The 19,908-nt window shown below is 69.1% G+C and carries 18 protein-coding genes, 1 tRNA gene and 1 pseudogene; 8 read left to right on the top strand and 12 right to left on the bottom strand.

The window, feature by feature from the left end:
• Nucleotides 1-41: 41 nt before the first annotated feature.
• The 6 genes from ABIE24_RS10110 to ABIE24_RS10085 all read right to left on the bottom strand — a co-directional run bounded on the left by ABIE24_RS10110 (nucleotide 42) and on the right by ABIE24_RS10085 (nucleotide 5,674).
• Nucleotides 42-929: an anti-sigma factor gene (locus ABIE24_RS10110; protein WP_354499259.1), complete on the bottom strand. Its 888-nt coding sequence runs from the start codon at nucleotides 927-929 to the stop codon at nucleotides 42-44.
• Nucleotides 926-1,525, bottom strand: coding sequence for a sigma-70 family RNA polymerase sigma factor (locus ABIE24_RS10105; RefSeq protein ID WP_502916264.1), 600 nt, complete (start codon nucleotides 1,523-1,525; stop codon nucleotides 926-928). Before ABIE24_RS10105 ends, ABIE24_RS10110 begins: the two co-directional genes overlap by 4 nt.
• A gap of 82 nt (nucleotides 1,526-1,607) precedes the next feature.
• The gene (locus tag ABIE24_RS10100) at nucleotides 1,608-2,288 is read right to left on the bottom strand and encodes a hypothetical protein (protein ID WP_354499255.1); all 681 of its coding nucleotides are present in this window, start codon (nucleotides 2,286-2,288) and stop codon (nucleotides 1,608-1,610) included.
• A 74-nt stretch (nucleotides 2,289-2,362) separates the two neighbouring features.
• Entirely contained in the window at nucleotides 2,363-2,803 is a 441-nt protein-coding gene (locus tag ABIE24_RS10095) for a cupredoxin domain-containing protein (RefSeq protein WP_354499253.1), read from the bottom strand.
• A gap of 622 nt (nucleotides 2,804-3,425) precedes the next feature.
• Nucleotides 3,426-5,006, bottom strand: a complete 1,581-nt coding sequence (locus ABIE24_RS10090) for a bifunctional phosphatase PAP2/diacylglycerol kinase family protein (protein ID WP_354499252.1) — start codon at nucleotides 5,004-5,006, stop codon at nucleotides 3,426-3,428.
• 38 nt (nucleotides 5,007-5,044) lie between these two features.
• Nucleotides 5,045-5,674, bottom strand: a complete 630-nt coding sequence (locus tag ABIE24_RS10085; protein ID WP_354499250.1) for a DNA-directed RNA polymerase subunit beta — start codon at nucleotides 5,672-5,674, stop codon at nucleotides 5,045-5,047.
• A 101-nt stretch (nucleotides 5,675-5,775) separates the two neighbouring features.
• Here ABIE24_RS10085 and ABIE24_RS10080 point away from each other — a divergent pair.
• Nucleotides 5,776-5,848 (top strand) — tRNA-Lys (locus tag ABIE24_RS10080).
• 19 nt (nucleotides 5,849-5,867) lie between these two features.
• Here the strand turns inward: ABIE24_RS10080 and ABIE24_RS10075 are convergent.
• Nucleotides 5,868-6,542: a helix-turn-helix transcriptional regulator gene (locus tag ABIE24_RS10075; protein ID WP_354499249.1), complete on the bottom strand. Its 675-nt coding sequence runs from the start codon at nucleotides 6,540-6,542 to the stop codon at nucleotides 5,868-5,870.
• Nucleotides 6,543-6,640: 98 nt separating this feature from the next.
• On the opposite strand from ABIE24_RS10075, the gene ABIE24_RS10070 reads away from it, so the two are divergent.
• The 4 genes and pseudogenes from ABIE24_RS10070 (at nucleotide 6,641) to ABIE24_RS10055 (ending at nucleotide 10,411) form a co-directional block, all read left to right on the top strand.
• Nucleotides 6,641-7,870 (top strand): NAD(P)/FAD-dependent oxidoreductase, encoded by a 1,230-nt coding sequence (locus ABIE24_RS10070; protein WP_354499248.1) that lies wholly within the window; start codon nucleotides 6,641-6,643, stop codon nucleotides 7,868-7,870.
• Nucleotides 7,867-9,012, top strand: a complete 1,146-nt coding sequence (gene tal, locus ABIE24_RS10065; protein ID WP_354499246.1) for a transaldolase — start codon at nucleotides 7,867-7,869, stop codon at nucleotides 9,010-9,012. The genes ABIE24_RS10070 and tal overlap by 4 nt, the downstream gene beginning before the upstream one ends.
• A gap of 6 nt (nucleotides 9,013-9,018) precedes the next feature.
• Nucleotides 9,019-9,639: pseudogene (ribA, locus tag ABIE24_RS10060) on the top strand (GTP cyclohydrolase II); the annotation flags it as partial.
• Between the two features lie 22 nt (nucleotides 9,640-9,661).
• Nucleotides 9,662-10,411 (top strand): DUF429 domain-containing protein, encoded by a 750-nt coding sequence (locus ABIE24_RS10055; RefSeq protein WP_354499245.1) that lies wholly within the window; start codon nucleotides 9,662-9,664, stop codon nucleotides 10,409-10,411.
• Here ABIE24_RS10055 and ABIE24_RS10050 read toward each other — a convergent pair.
• A complete protein-coding gene (locus ABIE24_RS10050; protein WP_354499243.1) occupies nucleotides 10,408-10,566 on the bottom strand; it encodes a hypothetical protein in 159 nt (52 codons plus the stop codon). The genes ABIE24_RS10055 and ABIE24_RS10050 overlap by 4 nt on opposite strands.
• Before the next feature lie 90 nt (nucleotides 10,567-10,656).
• Between ABIE24_RS10050 and ABIE24_RS10045 the strand changes: the two genes are divergently transcribed.
• Nucleotides 10,657-11,577: an EamA family transporter gene (locus ABIE24_RS10045; protein ID WP_354499241.1), complete on the top strand. Its 921-nt coding sequence runs from the start codon at nucleotides 10,657-10,659 to the stop codon at nucleotides 11,575-11,577.
• On the opposite strand, the gene ABIE24_RS10040 is transcribed toward ABIE24_RS10045, so the two are convergent.
• The 3 genes from ABIE24_RS10040 to imuA' are packed head-to-tail and all read right to left on the bottom strand — an operon-like array spanning nucleotide 11,515 to nucleotide 17,317.
• Nucleotides 11,515-14,937 (bottom strand): error-prone DNA polymerase, encoded by a 3,423-nt coding sequence (locus ABIE24_RS10040; RefSeq protein ID WP_354499239.1) that lies wholly within the window; start codon nucleotides 14,935-14,937, stop codon nucleotides 11,515-11,517. The genes ABIE24_RS10045 and ABIE24_RS10040 overlap by 63 nt on opposite strands.
• A 23-nt stretch (nucleotides 14,938-14,960) precedes the next feature.
• The gene (locus tag ABIE24_RS10035; protein WP_354499237.1) at nucleotides 14,961-16,571 is read right to left on the bottom strand and encodes a DNA polymerase Y family protein; all 1,611 of its coding nucleotides are present in this window, start codon (nucleotides 16,569-16,571) and stop codon (nucleotides 14,961-14,963) included.
• Nucleotides 16,568-17,317, bottom strand: a complete 750-nt coding sequence (imuA', locus tag ABIE24_RS10030) for a DnaE2-dependent mutagenesis accessory factor ImuA' (RefSeq protein ID WP_354499235.1) — start codon at nucleotides 17,315-17,317, stop codon at nucleotides 16,568-16,570. Before imuA' ends, ABIE24_RS10035 begins: the two co-directional genes overlap by 4 nt.
• 152 nt (nucleotides 17,318-17,469) lie before the next feature.
• Here imuA' and ABIE24_RS10025 point away from each other — a divergent pair, with 152 nt between their 5' ends.
• Complete coding sequence (locus tag ABIE24_RS10025) at nucleotides 17,470-18,630, top strand: methyltransferase (RefSeq protein ID WP_354499233.1); 1,161 nt, start codon at nucleotides 17,470-17,472, stop codon at nucleotides 18,628-18,630.
• On the opposite strand, the gene ABIE24_RS10020 is transcribed toward ABIE24_RS10025, so the two are convergent.
• Nucleotides 18,627-19,565 (bottom strand): aldose 1-epimerase family protein, encoded by a 939-nt coding sequence (locus tag ABIE24_RS10020; RefSeq protein ID WP_354499230.1) that lies wholly within the window; start codon nucleotides 19,563-19,565, stop codon nucleotides 18,627-18,629. The two genes, ABIE24_RS10025 and ABIE24_RS10020, sit on opposite strands and share 4 nt — an antisense overlap.
• 138 nt (nucleotides 19,566-19,703) lie before the next feature.
• Here ABIE24_RS10020 and ABIE24_RS10015 point away from each other — a divergent pair, with 138 nt between their 5' ends.
• Nucleotides 19,704-19,907, top strand: a complete 204-nt coding sequence (locus ABIE24_RS10015; RefSeq protein WP_354499228.1) for a dodecin family protein — start codon at nucleotides 19,704-19,706, stop codon at nucleotides 19,905-19,907.
• Nucleotide 19,908 lies beyond the last annotated feature (1 nt).

Here is a 19,908-nt window from a genome sequence, read left to right as displayed (position 1 = left end):
AGGAGATCCGGTTCGGATCTCCTGCTTTCGTGGTTTACGGGCTACGTGCGGACGACGATGAGCGGGTCGGTTGTGGGCTGCTCGGAGCCACCCTCGGGCTCGATGGTCACACCGACGGCGTCACCGGCCGCCATGGAACCGTCGAGGACCCGCCAGCTGTCGCCAGAACCTGTCGTGTTGAACGTGCCCGCAGAGACGGGGCCGTCCTCACCGATGTACCAGAGCTCGTAGATCTGTTCGTCGGTGAGCGACGCCAGGCCGTCGACGATGAGCACGGACTTGCCGAGCTCACCCGACCAGACGAGGGTGGCGACGACACGCTGGTCGTCGTTCACGTTGGTGAGCCTGACCGTCTCGCGCTGGGCATCGGGCTGGGCGTTGATGTGCGCGAGCTGAAGGGCCTCCGGCAGTCCGTTGCCGTTGTTGAGGGCGGTGGTCAGCCCGTTGACGCCGAGCAGGACAGCGACGAGCGCCGCGGCTGCAACGCCGGCCGCGATCGGCTGGGTGTACCAGCGCCGGGTGGCCTTGCGCTGGGCGGTGCCCGTCGAGGGGCGGGCGGTCGCGGCTTTGGTGGTGGGGGCTGCGGGGAGCGAGGTCGGCCGGACGGGCTGTGACCTGGGGGCGCCTTCGGCGGTCGCTGCGACCGGGGCGGGCGCTGGCGTCTGGCCAGCGGCATCCGGCGTCTCGACCCGGGGAAGCTGGGGCGAGAGCGCGATGGCGTCGAGCACGCTGGCGCGGAGGGCAGGAGACGGCTCGACGGGTTCGGCGTCGAACCCGAGCAGGGCGGCCGCCTGTTCGAGACTGTCGGCCTCACGGCGGGCGTCGGCGGACGACGCCAGGTGGCGCTCGTATTCGGCCTTCTCCTCGGCGTTCAGCGCGTTGAGGGCGTACGCTCCTGCCAGCTCTGCCGGGTCACGGTCTTCCGTCATGATGTCACCCCCATCTCGTCTCGTAGTTTGATCATCCCGTCCCGGAGACGGGTTTTGACGGTTCCGAGAGGAACCGACAGGATGTCGGCTACCTCGCTTTGGCTGTATCCGCCGTAGTAAGCCAGCGACACTGCCTGCCGCTGGATCTCGGTGAGGTTCGCCATGGCCCGGCTCACCCTCTCGTGTTCGATGGAGATCTCGGCAGATTCGGCGACCGAGTCGAATGCGGTCGGGAAATCCCGGATGCCGATTCGCACGTCGCGGTCACGCCCTGCCTGAGAGGCGCGGACCCGGTCGATCGCCCGGCGGTGGGCGATGGTCAGTATCCAGGAGGCGGCTGCTCCCCTGCCCGGTTCGAACCGGGTGGCGTTCTGCCAGATCTCCAGGAACACCTCCTGGGCTACTTCTTCGGACTGTGCCTGGTCGAGGAGCACCTTGCGGATCAACCCGAGCACGCGGGGGGCGACGAGGTCGTACATCGACGCGAAGGCCTGCTGGTCGCCTGTGGCGACACGGCCGAGCAGGTCGTCGAGCGTGAACGGGACAGCGGAAACGTCGCTCTCGGTGCCGGGTGCATTTTCCACAAGAACTAGCATGTCAGGTTAGCCGCCGATGCGCTGACGACGCTCGGGCGGGCGACGGTGTGTTACCGACGCCCGCCCGTGCGATCGTGAGTCGTTACTCGATGTCCTGGTCTTCAGCGATCGCCCCGGCGATGGCCGTTGCGGTCATCGGCATGTGGCCCGCTGCGTCCTTCAGGAGCGTGTAGTAGTTCGGGTCGCCGGCGATGTCAGCGTCGATCGCTGCGATCAGCGAGGTGGCGTGCATTCCGAGCGCCTCTTCGACGGCGTCAGCGGGGAGGGTCGGGACGACCGAGTTCAGCAGTTCCCCGAAGCTCGCCGCATAGGCGGTGAGGTCGGCAACAGCCGTGTCGGACATGGCCTGGTCACCGGTCGCCTCGCCGAGCGTGTAGTTGACGAAGAAGCCGATGTGCTCGCGCCAGGACTCGAGGAACGGCTCCTCGGCTTCCGGGTACACCGATCCGACTGCTGCTGCAATCTCCACCGAGTTGGCGTCGAGCGCGGCGACCGCACCCGCGGTCTTGGCTTCGGTCAGGTCGCCGCCTGCGGCGAGCGCTGAATGAATCGCTGCCCCGGCCAGGTAGACGTGGTCGCTGAACAGGGCGGTGAGCCCGGCTCGGAGACCGGCGCCGTCGCTGTTGACGGTGTCGACCATCTCGGTGCTCGCGGCGGCTTTGTCGTCGGTCGCCATGGAGCCGCTTGCGGCTCCCATGCTGCAGCCGGACAGGAGCAGGGTTGCGGCGAGCGCTGCGCCGACGAGGGTTGTTGCCTTTTTCATGACGTTCTCCTTGGAATGTGCCCTGGTGGGCGGGGTGGAACGGGGTGGTTGGATTCGATCGCCAGCGTCGGCGATCATCCCTCTTCGACAACCACGGTGGCGTTCATGCCGTCGTGGATGTCGCAGAAGTAGTGGTAGGTCCCGGCGGACTCGAAGGTGTACGAAAACGTGCCACCCTCTTCGCCGAGCCTTTCGTCGAACAGACCGTCGGCGGCTTCGCTTCCGCGGAGGCCGGTGGTCGCGTCGACGTCGGAGAAGGTCCCACTCGTGATCGTGTGGGTGATGGGTTCTCCGTTGACCCAGGTGACCGTGTCTCCGGCCGAGACGGTGAGTGTCTCTGGCATGAAGTTGAGGCTCACCAGGGTGACGTCGCTGTCGACAGCCACCTGGCTGCTGGTCGACGCGCGTGGCTCCGTGGGCGCCTCCGCCGAAGCGCAGCCGGTGAGGCTGAGCCCGAGGAGCACGAACGCCGCCGGAAGGGCGAGGCGGGTGCTGGAGCGGTGCGTCGAAGTCATGTAAGCGATTCGGCACGGACGGCGAACCGGTTTGCTTCGGATGTCCGATCCCAGCGAACTGCCAGACTTCCGGTCCCGGCAGTGTTCGCACCATCGATCGGGCCCAAAGGGCGACCCGCCGGATCGATCGGGCCCGAAGGGCGACTCCGCCGCCGGCGCAACGACCCTCTCGGACCACTCGGCGGCCGTCGGACCGCAACCGAGGGGTGAGTTGGCCCAGAGCGTCGTTAAATGAAAGGAGCCGGGCCGCAGAACGCCTCTCGGCGGAAGGCCGCTCGCAGCGGCAAAAATTGGAGCCCGGGGTTATGCGGCCCGGCCTGAATCAGTGTAACAAGTCACCGGCGCAGATGTTCCCTGTTCTCGGGCCGCGAACATCCGCGCAGTGCGGCGCTCCCTCGGCGGACGCTCACGGAGCTCGCACCGCCCCCGCGCGGGTCGATTCGGCTCCCGCGGGAGAAAGAGACCCCGCGCACCGCAAAAACACCCGCGCGGCGGTCGTGGGAGCTACCGGTGCGGCGCGGCGAGGCGGAGCCCGCCCTCGACGATGCGCGGGTCGATTCGGCTCCCGCGGGAGAAAGAGACCCCGCGCACCGCAAAAACACCCGCGCGGCGGTCGTGGGAGTTACCGGTGCGGCGCGTAGACGCGCAGGCCGCCCTCGACGATGCGCACGGTCGAGAGGTAGCCGCCCTGTGGCATCCCGCTGTCGCCCACCTCGCGCTGCACTTCTCCGTCGTGCGCGAAGCCGGGCGCCTGGCCTTCGCGAGGGAGCACGGCGGTGACCAGGTTCTGCGTCGTGAAGGATTCCACCGTCGAGCCGGCGGGCAGCAACCCGAGCCGGGTCAGGATGGCGCTGGTCCGCCGCCCGAAAGACAGCGCGGCGACGGCATGGGCACGGCTCCTGGCGTGAAGGATGCGGACGTCGAGCAGCCCGTCGTCGAGGCGCCGGCGCTGAATCGGGGCAGGAACGAGGGCATGGTTGCGGTTGATGCCGACGAACAGCGACCATACTCGAATCGGCCGACCGTCCAGGACGAGGTCGACGGGTTCTGCCCTGCCGAGCACCCGGATGGCCGACACGATCCCGGACACCCACTTGCCGAGGATGCTCTCCCGCTCTTCACGTTCGGCCACGAAATCCGGGTAGAGACCGACGGATGCCGCGTTGAGCACGGTTTCCGGTTCTCCGGTCCCGAGACTCAGTTCGCCCACGTCGACGAGAAGCCCCTCCCCCGCGGCGAGCGCCCCGACAGCATCCTCAATCGACTCCACTCCCGCGGTGCGGGCGAAGTGGTTGAAGGTGCCGCCCGGTACGAGGAGGAGGGGCATCCCGGCCTCCCGCGCGACGTGCGCCACCGTGGCGGCTGTGCCGTCACCGCTGCAGACGCCGAGGATGTGGGGACGCGGCTCGGCCGCAAGCGCCGCGCGCACCACCGCCGTGACGTCCTCCCCGTCTGCGAGCAGATGAATCCGGGCGTCTGGCAGCAGCCGGGCGAGGATGGGCGCCGGGTCCGGCCGGGTGACTACCGCCTTGCCTGAAGACGGATTACGCACGAGGAAGACGCCGTCGCCGGTCGGCGCGGCGGGAAGGGGAATCTGCGTGCCTCCGTGGCGCTCCGTCGTGCGGCGCGGCACCGGGAGCAGCAGCCGGCCGAGGAGCGCGACCCCCGCGCCGATCGCGATGCCACCGAGCACGTCGGAGAGCCAGTGTGCGCCGGTATGCAGCCGGCTATAGGCGACGGCACCGGCGACCGGAGCGGTGACAGCCCCGATCCGCGGTGATTCGAGGGCGACACCGGTCGCGAAGGCCGCGGCGCTGGCGGAATGACCAGACGGAAACGACCCCGACTCGGGATGCCTCGCCAGGCGGCGTCCGACCGGGATGTCCTTCAGGAGTGGCCTGTCCCCGCCGAAGACCTGCTTGCCGACGAGGTTGGCGATCGCGCTGGCGACGGTCAGCGATGCCACCCCGCGCAGCGCGGCCCGGTAGCGGGTCAGCACCAGGAGAACGGCTGCCGCCGTGAACCACAGGACTCCACGGTCGGCGGAGTGGGACAGCCGCACGAAACTCCGGTCGAGAAGCGGATGCACGTGCCGCGCGTTGATGCGTCGCCCGGCGGAAGCATCCATCCGCCGCACCCACGCCGGCAGGACGGCGACGCGCCGGAGCAGAAGGAAGGGGTGTGCCATTCGGCTCGGGCTCATAACGCAACAGTAGTGAGCGGAACGATCAGGCGGCAGGGTCAGTCGAGCGACTCGTGGCGCCAGAGTCTCGCACAACTGGTCAGCTCGTGGGCCAGCGTGGACAGCCGAAGTGCGCGGGTGGTGAGTTCGGCCGAGCGGGCCGGCTCGGCGGCATCCGCGTCATCGGCGACGCTGGCACTGCCAGCCGCCGACACCCGGCAGAACGCTGCGGCCCTCTCGAGGGCCACCGCGAAGTCGCCTTCGAAAAGGCCGCGGAGGATCTGATCGGCGAGGGTGATGATCTCATCGGGGCCGGTCGGCATCGATGCTCCGGCCACGACCGGGTCGATGGTGCCGATGATCTCGCTCCCGCGCTGGAACAGGAAGCTTGACTCGTGGGGGTCCTCGCGGATCATGAGCCGCAGCAGGTAGATCCGCCACAGTGCGCCCGGCAGGCTGCGCGGTGTCGCCCGGGACCACAGCTCGGCGATGGTGTCGATGCCGTGTTCGTCGGTGAAGGCGATGAGCCGTTCCACCACATCGGGGTCGGGGTCTGTGCGCACCCGGGCCAGCAGCGCCATCGCGGTTTCATGGGCGATGCGGCTCGACTCGGCGGGGTCCATGCCACCCTCGAAGGTCTCGAAGATCTTGCCGGGGAATTTTGTGGGTTTGTGGAAGTCCTCAGCCATGTTCCTCCCCCTCTCGCAATGGGCAACGGTTAACGGTACTCCGCGCTCGATGCGTGTGGTGGTCACATCGTCCAGCTGGAACCGGTAGATTAAGTGTGTTGGGGCCTCTAGCTCAGTTGGTAGAGCATCGGACTTTTAATCCGCGGGTCGCCGGTTCGAGCCCGGCGGGGCCCACCCATATCTCTGGCCGCGATCAGGTCGCCGTTCCCGGCACCACGTGGACACAGCAGTAGCCGTCCGTTCGCGGCTCGAACTCGACGCGGCGATCCCGCTCCCCCGCGCCCTCGGCGGCGCCGCGCAGCAACGCCGCATTGGCACCGCAGATCGTCTGGGTGTGGTTTTGCGCCAGACGGTGGAACGGGCAGTTGCTGAGCAGCAATCCGTCCGCCTCGTCGTCGACCGGTTCGTAACCCGTCGATTCGAGGACGGCGTCGAGGCTGCCTTCCGCTGCCCCGAGTGCCCGGCCGACGTCGGTGGACACGCGCTCGAGCGCCTCACGCACGGGCTGGCCGGTGCGGTCCGATTCCTCGATTGCGGAACTGAGCAGCTCGGCGGCGAGATCGTAGTGGCGTTCGGGAACCGACACGGAGACCTCGGCATCCGTCGGCCGGTACAGCTTCGCCGGGCGCCCGGCGCCTGGCCCCGTCTTGCCGCTGCGTCGCAGGAACTCCGTCTCGAGCAGACCGCTTTCCACCAGTCGCTCGAGGTGAAACGCCGCCGTGCCGCGTGGAATGTCGAGCGCGGATGCTGCCTCGTCGCGCCCGACAGCGCCTGCGCTGCGCGAGACGAACTCGTAGAGGGCGCGTCGGATCGGATCGCTGATGGAGGCGACGGCGGCCAGCTGCTCCGCCCGGGTTCGAGTGGTCATGAGAACATTCTATTCTAAAATAGTGGATCTTGACAAAAGAAATCTGCGGTCCTACGATCAGGGAAAGAGCCGCCGCAGTCGCGCCACAGGAGGTACCGATGTCTGAGGCAGAGAAGTTCATGATCGTGGGAGCCGGACTCACCGGTGCGACAGCGGCGAAGACGCTGCGCGAAGAGGGCTTCCAGGGTCGGATCCAACTGGTCGGCAGGGAACGACACAAGCCATACATCCGCCCGCCGCTGTCCAAGGAGTTCCTGGCGGGTTCGGCCACGCGTGAATCCGCTGACGTCGAGGAGGCCGAGTGGTACCGGGACCACGACGTCGACCTTCTCCTCGGGACCGACGCTGTCGCCATCGACCCGTCTGCTCACCGCGTCGAGCTCGCCGGACGCGGTCCTGTCGGCTACGACACCCTCCTCCTGGCCACCGGCTCCACTCCCCGCCGGCTGGACCTGCCGGGCGCGGATCTTCCCGAGGTGCACTACCTCCGCACCGTCGACCAGGCCGACACCCTCCGCTCCCTCCTCGCCGACGGCGACAAGCGACTGGTCCTGGTCGGATCAGGATGGATCGGGATGGAGGTCGCCTCGGTCGCCAGGACCCTTGGGAACGACGTCACCGTCCTGGAACGCGATCCGATCCCGCTCGCGAACGCCCTGGGCGATGAACTCGGGCAGATGTTCGCCGACCTCCACACCGAGCACGGCGTCCGCCTCCGCCCGTCGGTTCAGGTGGCCGGGATCACCGGACAGAACGGGCATGTCAGCGGCGTGCGCCTCGACGACGGTGAGACCGTCCCGGCTGATCTCGTGCTCATCGGCGTCGGGGCCCTCCCGAATGTCGAGCTGGCGCAGGCCGCCGGGCTCGCCGTCGACAACGGCGTGCTCGTCGACGCGTCCCTCCGCTCAAGCGACCCCCACATCTACGCGGCCGGGGACATCGCGAACGCGATGCATCCTCGAATCGGCCTTCGGCTGCGGAGTGAACACTGGGCGAATGCACTTCACGGCGGGGCGGCTGCCGCACGCTCGATGCTCGGACAGCCCGTCTCCTACGACGGCGTCCCCTACTTCTACACCGACCAGTTCGACCTCGGAATGGAATACTCCGGCTATGGCCCGCTCACCCGTGGCGCCACCGTCGTCTACCGGGGCGACCGGCAGAGGCGCACCTTCATCTCCTTCTGGGTAGCCGAGAACAGGGTCGTCGCCGGCATGAACGTCAACGTCTGGGATGTCAATGAGGCCGTGCAGGGCATCATCCGTCGCGGCAACCCAGTCGACGCCGCCCGGCTCGCTGACGAAACCGTCCCGTTGGAGGAGTTGTGACTCCGGCCGCCTCGACGGGCACCGCGCCGTCGCCGACCGCCGCGCTGTCTGCCCAGGGCGTGAGCATCTGGCTCGACGACCTCTCGAGGGGCCGCATCCTCTCAGGTGGCCTCGAGACGCTCCTCGCCGGGCGGAACGTTGTCGGGATCACCACGAACCCGACGATCTTCGCCAGCGCGGTGTCGACCGGGCACGCGTATGACGCTCAGCTGGCATCCCTCGCCGCCTCGGGGACGTCTTCGTCGGATGCCGTGTTCGCGATCACCACGGCGGACGTCGCCCACGCCGCCGACCTGCTGCGCCCGATCCACGACGCGACGACGGGCCTCGACGGCTGGGTGTCCATCGAGGTTTCCGCGGCGTCGGCGCACGACAGCCACGCCACGATCGAGGAGGCGGAACGGCTCACGGCGGCGATCGCCCGACCGAACGTGTTCGTGAAGATTCCCGCCACGCGTGCGGGCCTCGACGCGATCAGCACCGCCATCGCGCGCGGCATCAGCATCAACGTCACTCTGATCTTCAGCCTCGAGCGGTACCGGGCGGTGATCGACGCCTACCTGAGCGGGCTGGAACAGGCGCATGCCGCCGGCGTCGACCTGCGCGGCATCCGATCGGTGGCGTCGTTCTTCGTCTCCCGGGTCGACACGGAGGTCGACAAGAGGCTCGACGCGATCGGGTCGGATGCCGCACGCTCGCTGAGAGGAAAAGCGGGCGTGGCGAACGCGCGGCTGGCGTACGAAATCTACGAGCAGGCGTTCTCGACTGAGCGGGCGCAACGCCTGGCGGCCCTCGGCGCGCACCCGCAGCGGCCGCTCTGGGCGTCGACCGGGGTCAAGGATCCCGCGCTCCGCGACACCTACTACGTGGAGGAACTCGTCGCTCCGGGCGTCGTCAACACGATGCCGGAGCGGACCCTGCAGGCGACGTTCGACCACGGCGAGATCCGCGGCAACACCGTCGCGGGAACTTATGAACAATCCCGGCGGATTCTCGCGGCGGTCGCCGATCTGGGCATCTCGTTCGACGAGGTGACCCTCGGCCTGGAGAACGCGGGCGTCGCCGCCTTCGCCGCCTCGGGCGAACAGCTCACCGACACGGTCGCGAAAGCGCTCGCGGCGAGTTCGAAGACCGGAGCGTGACCCATGCCCATATTCCCGGCGACCGCACGGCAGGGCTCGGTCACGTTCGAGGTGGAGACGCTCGTGCCCACCGAGTACGGGCCGCTCCGGTTCCGCGCCTATCGGGACGACGACACCGGCACTGAGCATCTCGCCATCGTCTCTGGGGATCCCGCCGGCTCCGCCGCCGTCGTGCGGGTCCACTCCGAGTGCCTCACCGGTGAGGTCTTCGGCTCGCACAAGTGCGAATGCGGTCCTCAACTCGAGGTGGCGCTGGCGCTCATCGCCGAGTTCGGCGGTGTCGTGATCTACTTGCGGGGCCATGAGGGCCGGGGAATCGGCCTCGTCGCGAAACTCCGGGCCTACCGGTTGCAGGAATCGGGGCTCGACACGCTCGACGCCAACCTCGCGCTCGGCCTCGCCGCCGATTCGCGGGAGTACAGCGCCGCTGCCGCGATCCTCACTGACCTGAACGTGAGGTCGGTGCGGCTTCTGACCAACAATCCCGACAAGATCGCGCAGCTGACGGCGTCCGGGATCTCCGTCGCCGAACGGCTCCCGCTCCTCGTCGGGGAGCGCCCGGCGAACCGCGACTACCTCCGCGCGAAGCGTGACCGGATGGGGCACCTGCTGGCTGCCGAGCTGTAACGGTGCGGGGTAGTCTGGGCGGATGCTGACCGCCGGAGTTGATCTCGCCGCGGAGAGCAAGGGCACGGCACTCGCGGTTCTCGACTGGCGGGTGCCAGGTGCCACTCTTGTGGAACTCCGTCTGGGCGTCGACGACACCGTGATCGCCGGGATGGCAGGCGGCGTCGACAAGCTCGGCATCGACTGCGCGCTCGGCTGGCCGGACGAGTTCGTCAGCTTCATTGCCGAGCACGCGAGCCGGAACGTCGGCCCTTTCCGGATCGACGGCGGTATGGACTGGCGCCGCACCCTCGCCTACCGGGAGACGGACCGGGAGGTACGTCGGCTGACCGGTCGCTGGCCGCTCAGCGTCTCCACGGACCGGCTGGGCCTCACCGCCATGCGCTGCGCGGGGCTCCTCGCGCGGCTCCAGGAGGCGGGTGTCGACGTGGATCGCGCCGGCTCAGGAACCGTCGTCGAAGTCTATCCGGGCGCTTCCCTCCGGCTGTGGGGATTCGGAACGACCGGCTACCGCAGGGAGGCAGAGAGCCGTGCCGTGCTCCTGCAGGCGATCCTCGACGAGGCTCCGTGGCTGGATATCGGAGGGTTCGCGGGACAGATGATCGCGTCAGCCGATGCGTTCGACGCTGTCGTCGCCGCGCTCGCTGCGCGGAATGCCGCAGTGGGTGCTTACGATCCGCCGGCTCCCGCGGTCAGCGAGCGAGCGGGTCGTGAGGGCTGGATCGCCCTGCCCAATGGTCGCCTGAACGACCTCGTGAACGAAACGCTCTAACGCCTGGCGAGGACGTGCGCGGGAATGCCGAACGACAACGCCACCGAGAGGATGCCCACGAAGAAGATGATGGCCTGGAAGCTTTCGACGGTGAACGCGAAATAGAACAGGAACATGCCAGCCAGGAACAGCGCGAAGGAGAGGACGAAAGCCATGCGGCCAGTCTATCCAAATTCGGTGAGCTGATGGCCAGCACAGTCCTGCCGTCTGCGGGCGTGTTCGCAGCCCTGTGCCAGAGTGGATCCGTGACCCTCAAACACAGCCTCCTCGCCCTGGTTGTCGCGCTGATCTGGGGACTCAACTTCGTGATCATCGACGAAGGACTCGCCGGCGTACCGCCGCTCGTGTTCGTGGCGATGCGATTCGTGCTCGTGGCGATTCCTGCTGTGTTCTTTCTCCGTCCTCCTGCGATCGGGTGGCGGAACATCCTCGCCGTCGGGGTGTTCCTCAGCCTCGGCCAGTTCTGCCTGCTGTATCTCGCGCTGCACCTCGGCATGCCCGCCGGCCTGGCCTCGCTTCTCCTGCAGACCCAGGTTCTTCTGACCATCCTCATTTCGGCGGGCCTCCTCGGCGAACGCCCGACCCGCCGTCAGCTCATCGGTGTGCTCGTCGGCACCGCCGGTCTCGGCATCGTGGTCGGCGGCCACAGCGTCACCGCACCGTGGGTGCCGCTCGTGATCACGCTCGGTGCCGCGCTGTCGTGGGCGATCGGCAACGTGCTCAGCCGTCGCGCGAAGGCGGCATCCGGGCTGTCCCTCGTGGTCTGGTCTGCGCTCGTCGTCCCGATTCCGAGTTTCGCACTTGCTCTGGTCCTCGACGGCCCCGACACCGTGTTCGGCGCGCTGTCGCAGCTGTCGCTCGTCGCGATCCTCAGCACGGTGTACACGGCGGTCGCCGCATCGCTCATCGGTTACGGAATCTGGAACACGCTCATGGCGCGTTACCCGACGAGCGCCGTCGTTCCGTACACCCTTCTCGTCCCGGTGATCGGCGTCGCCGCCGCCTGGCTGGTGCAGGGCGAAGTGCCGACCGTCAGCGAGATCCTCGGCGGATCGATCATGCTCGCCGGACTGGCCACGGCCGTCCTCCGGCGGGAGCGCCGGTCACTGGAAGTCCCTGGATCGGGTCCGGGCGCTGAGCGAGAGAGGCTCGAGCCGGTCGGCTAACAGGTTGACGATGCCCTCAGGGGATCGCTCCAGGATGCCACGGACGATCATCGCCGGCGCCTCCCGTGCTGTTCTCCGGTAGCGTCCCCACACGCCGACACTGCAGATCACATTGACAAGCCCTGTCTCGTCCTCGAGGTTCACGAACGTGATCCCGCTCGCCGTCGCGGGGCGTTGCCGGTGGGTCACGACACCGCCGACCTCGATGCGCCGCCCTGACTCGGTGGTCTTGAGCTGCTCGGCGCTCTTCACCCCTCTCTCGGCGAGCATGGGCCGAACGTACCGGATCGGATGGTCGTCGGGGGTGACCCCGGTCGACCACAGGTCGTTGATGACCTGCTCCTCTCCGGTGAGCATCGCGAACAGCGGCGGCTGCACGGTGAGGTGGCTGCCCTGCAACTGGTCGGGACGTTCCTGAGACGCCTGCTCGGCGTCCCACAGCGCGCCGCGCCTCGAGAGTCCGAAGGAATCGAAGGCCCCTGCAGCCGCCAGCGCTTCGAGCTGGGCGGAGGTGAGGCCGACCCGACGGGCGAGGTCGCGCATGTCGCGGTAGTCGCCGCCGCTCTGTCTCTCGGCCACGATCTGCTCGGCTTTGCGGGCACCGATCGAGGTGACTTCGGCGAGTCCGAGCCGCACAGCGTACTGCCCGTCACGTCGGTGGTCGGCGGGGTCGAACGGCGCCGTGCGGTCGTAGGCCTGAACCGGGGGCTGGGAGTAGTCGAGGCAGGCGTCGAGGCCGGTTGCTGAGCTTGTCGAAGTGCGATCAGCGGGGTGGGATGCGAGCGGGGCGAGCCCCGCCTCCACCCCGGAGAGCTGGATGTCCGGGCGGAGTGTTTCGACGCCGTGCCGCGTGGCATCCGCGACGAGGGACTGCGGCGAGTAGAAACCCATCGGCTGCGCGCGGAGCAGCGCGGCCAGGAAGGCTGCCGGGTAGTGCAGCCGCATCCACGCGCTGGCGTAGACGAGCAGGGCGAAGCTGATCGAGTGGCTCTCGGCGAAACCGAAGTTCGCGAATGCCTGGATCTTCATATAGATGGTGTCAGCGTCCTCGCCGGTGATGCCGTTGGTGGCCATGCCCTCGTAGAGCTTGGCTTTGAGCGACTCGATCTTCTCCTGCCCGCGTTTGGACCCCATCGCCCGGCGCAGCAGGTCGGCGTCTTCACCGGTGCAGCCGCCGACCACCATGGCCATCTGCATGAGCTGCTCCTGGAACAACGGCACCCCGAGGGTGCGCTTGAGCACCGGTTCGAGGTCGGGGTGCAGGTAGGTGATCGGCTCCCCTCCTGTGCGCCGGCGGATGTACGGGTGTACCGCCCCGCCCTGGATCGGCCCCGGCCGCACCATCGCGATCTGGATCACGAGGTCGTAGAAGCGCCGCGGCTGCAGCCGGGGCAGCATGCCCATCTGCGCCCGGCTCTCGACCTGGAACACCCCGACGGTGTCTGCGCGGCAGAGCTGGTCATAGACGGCCTGTTCCTCCTTCGGCATGGACTGCAGGTCCCACCGTTCGCCGCAGTGCTCGGCGGCGAGGTCGAAGGAGTACTGCAGCGCGGCGAGCATGCCGAGCCCGAGCAGGTCGAACTTGACGAGGCCCATCCAGGCGCAGTCGTCCTTGTCCCACTGCAGCACCGTCCGCCCGTCCATCCGCGCATGCTCGATGGGGCATACTTCACCGACGGGACGGTCGGTGAGCACCATGCCGCCGGAGTGGATGCCGAGGTGGCGCGGGAAGGTGAGTACCTGCTGGGCGAGGTCCACCACCGGCTGGGGGATGTCGTGGTCGTCGCTCGAGGTGATCGCTCCCCAGCGTTCCACCTGCTTCGACCAGGCGTCCTGCTGGCCCGGGCTGTGGCCGAGCGCCTTGGCCATGTCACGCACGGCGAACTTCGGACGGTAGGTGATGACGTTCGCCACCTGGGCGGCGTTGAACCGCCCGTACTTCTCGTAGACGTGCTGGATCACCTCCTCACGCCGGTCGGAGTCGAAGTCGACGTCGATGTCGGGTTCCTCGTCGCGCATGCTCGAGAGGAACCGTTCGAACGGCAGGCCGTAGGCGATCGAGTCGACCGCGGTGATGTCGAGCAGATAGCAGACCGCCGAGTTCGCCGCTGACCCCCGGCCCTGGCAGAGGATGCCACGGCTGCGGGCGAACTGCACGATCTCGTGGACGATGAGGAAGTAGCCGGGAAAGTCCTTCTGCTCGATCACGTCGAGTTCCCGTTCGATCCGTTCGGTGACCGTTGAGTCTGCGCCCGGGTACCGCCGTGCGGCGCCCTGCCAGGTGAGCTCCCTCAGCCAGCTCATCGGTGTGTGGCCCTCCGGGACCTCCTGGAGAGGAAGCCCTGGTTTCACGCTGCGCAGCCGGAACGCCAGCTCGTCGGCGATCTCAACGGTACGCGCGACGGCACCCGGGTAGCGGGCGAACCGGCGTGCCATCTCGGCGCCGCTCCGCAGGTGCGCCGCTCCGGATGCCGGCAGCCAGCCGTCGAGGTCGTCGAGGCTCCGCCGCGCCCTCACCGCGGCGAGCGCCGACGCGAGCGGATGCTGTGCCGGCGTCGCGTAGTGAGCCCCGGTCGTCGCGACGACCGGCAACCCGAGGCCGGCGGCGACGGCCGCGAGGGTGTCGTTGGCCGTGGTGTCCTCCGGGTTGCCGTGGTCGACGAGTTCCACGACGACGTTGCCCTTCCCGAACAGCCGGACGAGTTCGGTGAGTTCGCGGCGGGCACCAGCAGCGCCCTCAGCGACGAGCGCCTTCCGGACCGCCCCCTTACGGCATCCGCTCAGCACCAGCCAGGTGCCGTCCGCGGCGGAAGCCAGGTCGGCGATGTCGTAGCAGGGCTTGCCCTTCTCGGCACCGTGCGCCAGATGCGCGGCGGTGATCGCCCCGGCGAGCCGGTGGTAGCCTTCCTCGCGCCGGGCGAGGACGACGAGGTGGGTGCCCTCCGGGTCGGGTTCGCCGTTCTGCGGTTTGCTCAGGCCGAGCGACAGTTCGGCGCCGAAAATGGTGCGGAGTCCGGGGTGCGCCTCGGCCGCCTCGGCCAGCCGGACGATGCCGTACAGCCCGTCGTGGTCGGTGAGGGCGAGCCCGTCGAGTCCCAGCCGCGCCGCCTCCTCGACGAGCTTCTCGGGTGAGGACGCGCCGTCGAGGAAACTGAAGTTGGAGTGGGCGTGCAGTTCGACGTACGGCACGGCCTCTGCCACGGGTTCCGGGAGACCAGCGGGAACGTAAGCCAGCCGCTTGCGCGACCAGGCCGGGCTGTCGCCGCCATCCGCCCCCGGCGGTGGGGAGCCGGGACGGCTGGCATCCGAGAGCGTGCGTTCGAATTCGGACCACGGTACCGGCGGGTTATGCCAGCCCATCGGCCTGTCCTTCCGTGTGATTCTCAGTCATAGCGGGCCTCCGCCCACCAGCCGGAGTCGTCGAGCACGAGCAGCCAGGCTCCTCCGGCCTCATCGACGAGCTGGAACCGGTTCAGCCGTCGGCCGCCGGCATCCCACCAGCGTTCGGTGACCGGCCACGGCCCTGCCCAGGCGGAGACCGCGCCGGGGGTGCCGCCGGGCCCGGCGAACCGCACAGGCACCGCGGAGAGTTCGCCGCGGTCGTCGACGGCGACCTCTGCCCCGCCGGCGCCCGAGACGACGACCCGCTGGCGTTCGGGAAACACGGTCGCCGGCGGCGGCCCCGGCAGCCGGCCGGGCCACGGCAGCGCCTGCGAGGCGCGAACGGATGCCTCCCCTCCTGGCGGCAGGTCACCCCACGGCACGAGAACCCGCCGGTCGGCAGGCTGTCGCCCCCCGGCGATGCGGGCGGTGAGCACCCCGGTGTGGCCGACCATGCTCTGCACCCGGGACAGGCCGGAGTGGATACGCTCATCGGTCGCTCCGCCGTACAGCCCCGCTTCGTGGTTGCCGGCGGGGTCGACGCTCTCCGGTTCCACCCGGAGTTTCGCGATGGCGCTGTTGAGCCCGCTCTCGGCGAGGCCCGCCCCCTGCACCTGCCAGCGCACCCGGTCGAGAACGTCGCCGGCGGTGAACCAGCGCGGGTGCAGCCAGGTGCGGGACCGGGAGTCTCCGCTTTCGGTGGACACGTCGATCCGGATGGCGGTCGCCACGAGCGATGACGCCTGCAGGCGCGCCACGAACTCTTCAGCGGCGGTGCGGAACGCGAACGCGACCTGGTCGACCCGGTCGAGCGGCGGCTCGAATTCCACGACGCTCGAGTGATCGGCGGGTGGCACCCGTGCGTCGACATCGCTCGGGTCGAATCCGGAGGCGAGCCGGTGGGCGAGCACTCCGTCCGGCCCGAACCGGTCGCGGACCTGCATTTCGTCGAGCTGGGCGAAGTCGCCGAGGGTACGGATGCCGAGCCTCCGCAGCAGGGTGGCCAGGCCAGGCCGCTCGAGCAGTTCGACACCGAACGGGGCGAGGAACTCCGGGGAGCGTCCGGCGGGAACGATGCGGATGGCATCCGGGGTCGACGCGTGCCCTTTCGCGGCCTGCTCGGCGGCGAACGGGCCGTCGGCGATACCGACCCTGGCCCCCGCGACCCCCACCCCGGCCAGGGTGTCGAGGAGCGCCTGGGCGGCCTGCCGCTCTCCGCCGTAGTACCGGCTCGGGCCGCGAGCCCGCATCACGCAGGTGCCCGGCCGGGAGAGCTGCACACCCGGGACGATCTGCTCCACGGCCGCGATGACCGGTTCGAACACCCGATGGTCGAGCACCGGGTCGTACGGTACAGCGACCAGGTCGGTGCAGCGGGACTGTGCCTCCCGCACCCGGAGACCGCGACGGACCCCATCGCCGCGGGCCGCCGCTGAGCAGGCGAACACCTCGCCGCGTTCGATCAGGGCGAGCGGGGTGCCCGGTGGGAGGCCGAGTTCCGCGGCAGCGGCGGTGGTCGGCCAGTCCGGGCACCAGAGCAGGAGGGTCCGCACCGGTGTCGACGCAGACGCCGCTGTTGACGCAGACGCCGCTGGTGAAGCAGGCGCTGTCATGAGACGGCCGCCTCGTCGAATCGCTCGGCGGGTACCGGGCGGGCGTGCACGCCGGCCAGCCCGGCCGGGCGGATGACCTGTTCGGTGTCTGGCAGCCACAGTTGCTTGCGCCGCGGTTTGCCGGTGAGGGTGCGCCCGGTGACCGACACCGTGACCCGGCGGGCGGCCAGGTAACCGGCCCCGTCACCGAGTCCCATCCACCGGTCGTCGGACACCCGCAACGTCGCCTCGCTCTGCGGCCACTCGCCGAGGGCGACCAGGGTGGAGCCGCGCTGGCGCAGCCGGGAACCGAGCCGCGCCACCTCGGCGGCGGAGAGGGATGCCGGCGGGCGGGCGAGCACGACGGTGACGACGTCGGCGAGGGCGGCGGTGACCTGCAGCCACTGCTCCCCCGGGTCGGGCACGAGCACGAGCCGGTCAAGGTCGATGCCCGCCGCTGCCGCGGCTTCGACGCCGAGGGCGGGCAGGCCGACGACGCCGCACCAGGCCCCCGCCGCGCTGGGTCCGGCAAGGAGGGCGAGGGCCAGGCTCGTCGACTCGTGCACCGAATAGGCGGCGCCGGCCCGCAGCACACCGCCCGGCAGCAGTTCGGCGATTCCCGGGGATGTCGGAAGCCCATGCGAATCTATCCGGGTCCGTTGCATCCCCCGGATGCGCGCCTGCAACTCCGCGACCTGGCTCGCGGCTGTCGGCGCAGGAGCGCCGGAAAAAACCGGAGGTCGATGAGTAGCAACGGACAGGGACATGCGTTAATGGTCGAACACATGTTCGATTAAGTCAATCGGGTGACACACCCCGGGAGAGTCGCCCGACGAAGCTTTGCTGCGGCGGTCCTCGGTCACCGTGCGATACTGAAAAACCGACAGCGAACCGGCAGGAATGCCCCGAAAGCAGACAGATGTCCGACAGGACCGGCACCCCAGAAACGACTTCGACGGTCGACCATGCGCGGATTTCCTGGGTCGAGGGCGGATCGCCGCGGTCGGCGCTCTGGCGCTCAGAAAGCGGCTGGCCCGCCCCGGTGAACGTCGTGCTCGGCGACGACGACCTGACCGCCGAGAAGGCGTTCCGGCTCGCCTCCACCGGAACAGCGATGCTCTGGACCGGGGACTTCCACAACGCCCGCCAGCTGCTCAGCGCCATGGGCCGGCGCCTGGCCGACTCCCCCCGGCCGAAAAACGACAACATCACCGCGGCGTTCCACCGCACGCGCGACGACGCCCTCCGCCGGGCGACGATCCTCGGGATGCTCCTCGTCCCGCTCGAGGCGAACGGCACCGTTCCCCTCCGCCGCGCCCCCGACATCCGCCTCGCCGCCGCGCACGCCTGGGGTTCTCTCGACGAGGCATCCGTCCTCTCCCTGCGCGAACTGCTCGGCGTGATCGGCGCCGAGGAATGGCGCGCGACGGGGATTCCCGTGCCGGCACTCGGTGCGCGGATCCACCCGCACTACGGCGTCTTCTCCCCCGTCCGCGGCGAGTACCTCGACCTCGTGGCGACCGCTCCTCTGCCGCAGGATGCCACGACCGCGTTCGACATCGGAACCGGAACCGGCGTGCTGTCGGCGATCCTGGCCTCGCGTGGCATCCGGTCGGTCACCGCCACTGACATGGATAAGCGGGCGATCGCCTGCGCGCGCGAGAATCTTGAGGCCCTCGGCTTCGCGGATACCGTCACCGTGGTCGACGCCGACCTGTTCCCGGAGGGCCGCGCCGACATCGTCGCATGCAACCCGCCGTGGATCCCGGCGACTCCGAGGACCGCCACCGACTTCGCCGTCTACGACGAGGGCGGGCGGATGCTCGCCGGCTTCCTCTCCGGGCTGGCCGGGCACCTCACCCCGGGCGGTGAGGGCTGGCTCGTGATCTCAGACATCGCTGAACGACTCGGCCTCCGCTCCCGCGGCGACCTGCTCGACGCCATCGACGACGCCGGACTCAGCGTGATCGGCCGGATGGATACCCGGCCGACCCACGCTCGGGCAACCGACGCCGCCGATCCGCTGTATGCGGCGCGAGCCGCCGAAGTCACCTCGCTCTGGCGGCTCCGCGTCGCTTAACCCCTGACCGGCTCGAACCCGTCGGCGCGCACGCCCCAGCTGGCTTCCCAGGTGTCGCCGGGCGCGAGCCACCTGAGGCCCTGGCCGGAGTTGAAGGCGTCGGCCGGCGCCGTCATCGGCTCGATGGCCACGGCTTTCGACTGGCCGGGGTACTCCTCTGTGGTGAACACCTGCCAGTACGCGAAGTTCTCGTCACCCCAGACCGTCACGGAGCGGCCATCGGGCGCCGACACGGAGTGCTCCGAGACCCCGTCGCGCAGGACGGCACCGCCGAAACCGTCGTCGAGCGTGAGGTCGCGGAGCAGCACACCGCCGCGCAGGTCGTAGGGGGTGTCGTCCACCGGAACCTCGGCCGTTGGCAATTGCCTGTCGTCGACCTGAATGTGGGTCGTGACGTTCACGGTGACCGTGAGCTCTTCGGGTTCGACGTCGCCGATGGTGAAGAACGGGTGGGCGCCGATCGCGACCGGCGCGGCGGCATCCGATCGGTTGGTGATCGCATGGGTCACCTCCATGCCCGCGTCGACGAGGCGGTAGGTGACGGCGGTTTCGAGAAGGAACGGGTATCCGTTCTGCGGGAACACCTTCGCCTCGAGCCGCAGGGTCGACTCGGTGCGGGCGGCGACGGAATAGGGGCTGAAGCGCAGCAGGCCGTGGCTGGCATTGTTCTTCGCCGGCTCGGTGATCGCGAGCTGTTGCGTCTGGCCGTCGAGCGTCCAGCGACCGTCGCGGATGCGGTTCGGCCACGGCACGAGGACCATCCCGCTTCCCCAGGGCCGCTTCGTGCCGGCGTCGTAGGGCGGGACGATATCGACCCCGTACACGCTCAGCCGGCGGATGCCCGCGGCCACCTGGGTGATCGTCGCCGAGACGACGCCGGACGGCGTCTCCAGGCTGAGGTCGAATTGTTCACCGGTTACTGGGTGCATGGGCATCTGGGCTCCTCCCCGGTCCAACGTGGAAGACACGTCCTCACCGAGCGTAGCGCCTGGGCATGCCGCCGGCGACGGCTAGCCGAAATGCGACGCGGGGAGAAGAATCGGCAGGATTCATTCACGTTCAAGGAGGAAAGCATGAGCTCAGTTGCCCGTATCACCACGATCAGCGCCCGTTCGGAGACCAGTTTCGACGACGCCGTCGCTGTCGGCGTCGCGCGCGCCAGCGAGACCCTGCGCCACGTGTCAGGCGCGTGGATCAAGGACCAGAAGGTCGAAGTGCAGGACGGCAAGATCACCGTATGGCACGTCGTCCTCGAGGTGACGTTCGTCCTCGAATGAC

This window comes from Mycetocola sp. 2940 (genome assembly GCF_040548835.1).
Lineage (GTDB): Bacteria > Actinomycetota > Actinomycetes > Actinomycetales > Microbacteriaceae > Mycetocola_A.
The sequence above is the reverse complement of the archived record's forward strand: the minus strand, read 5'-3'. Positions and strand labels throughout refer to the sequence as shown.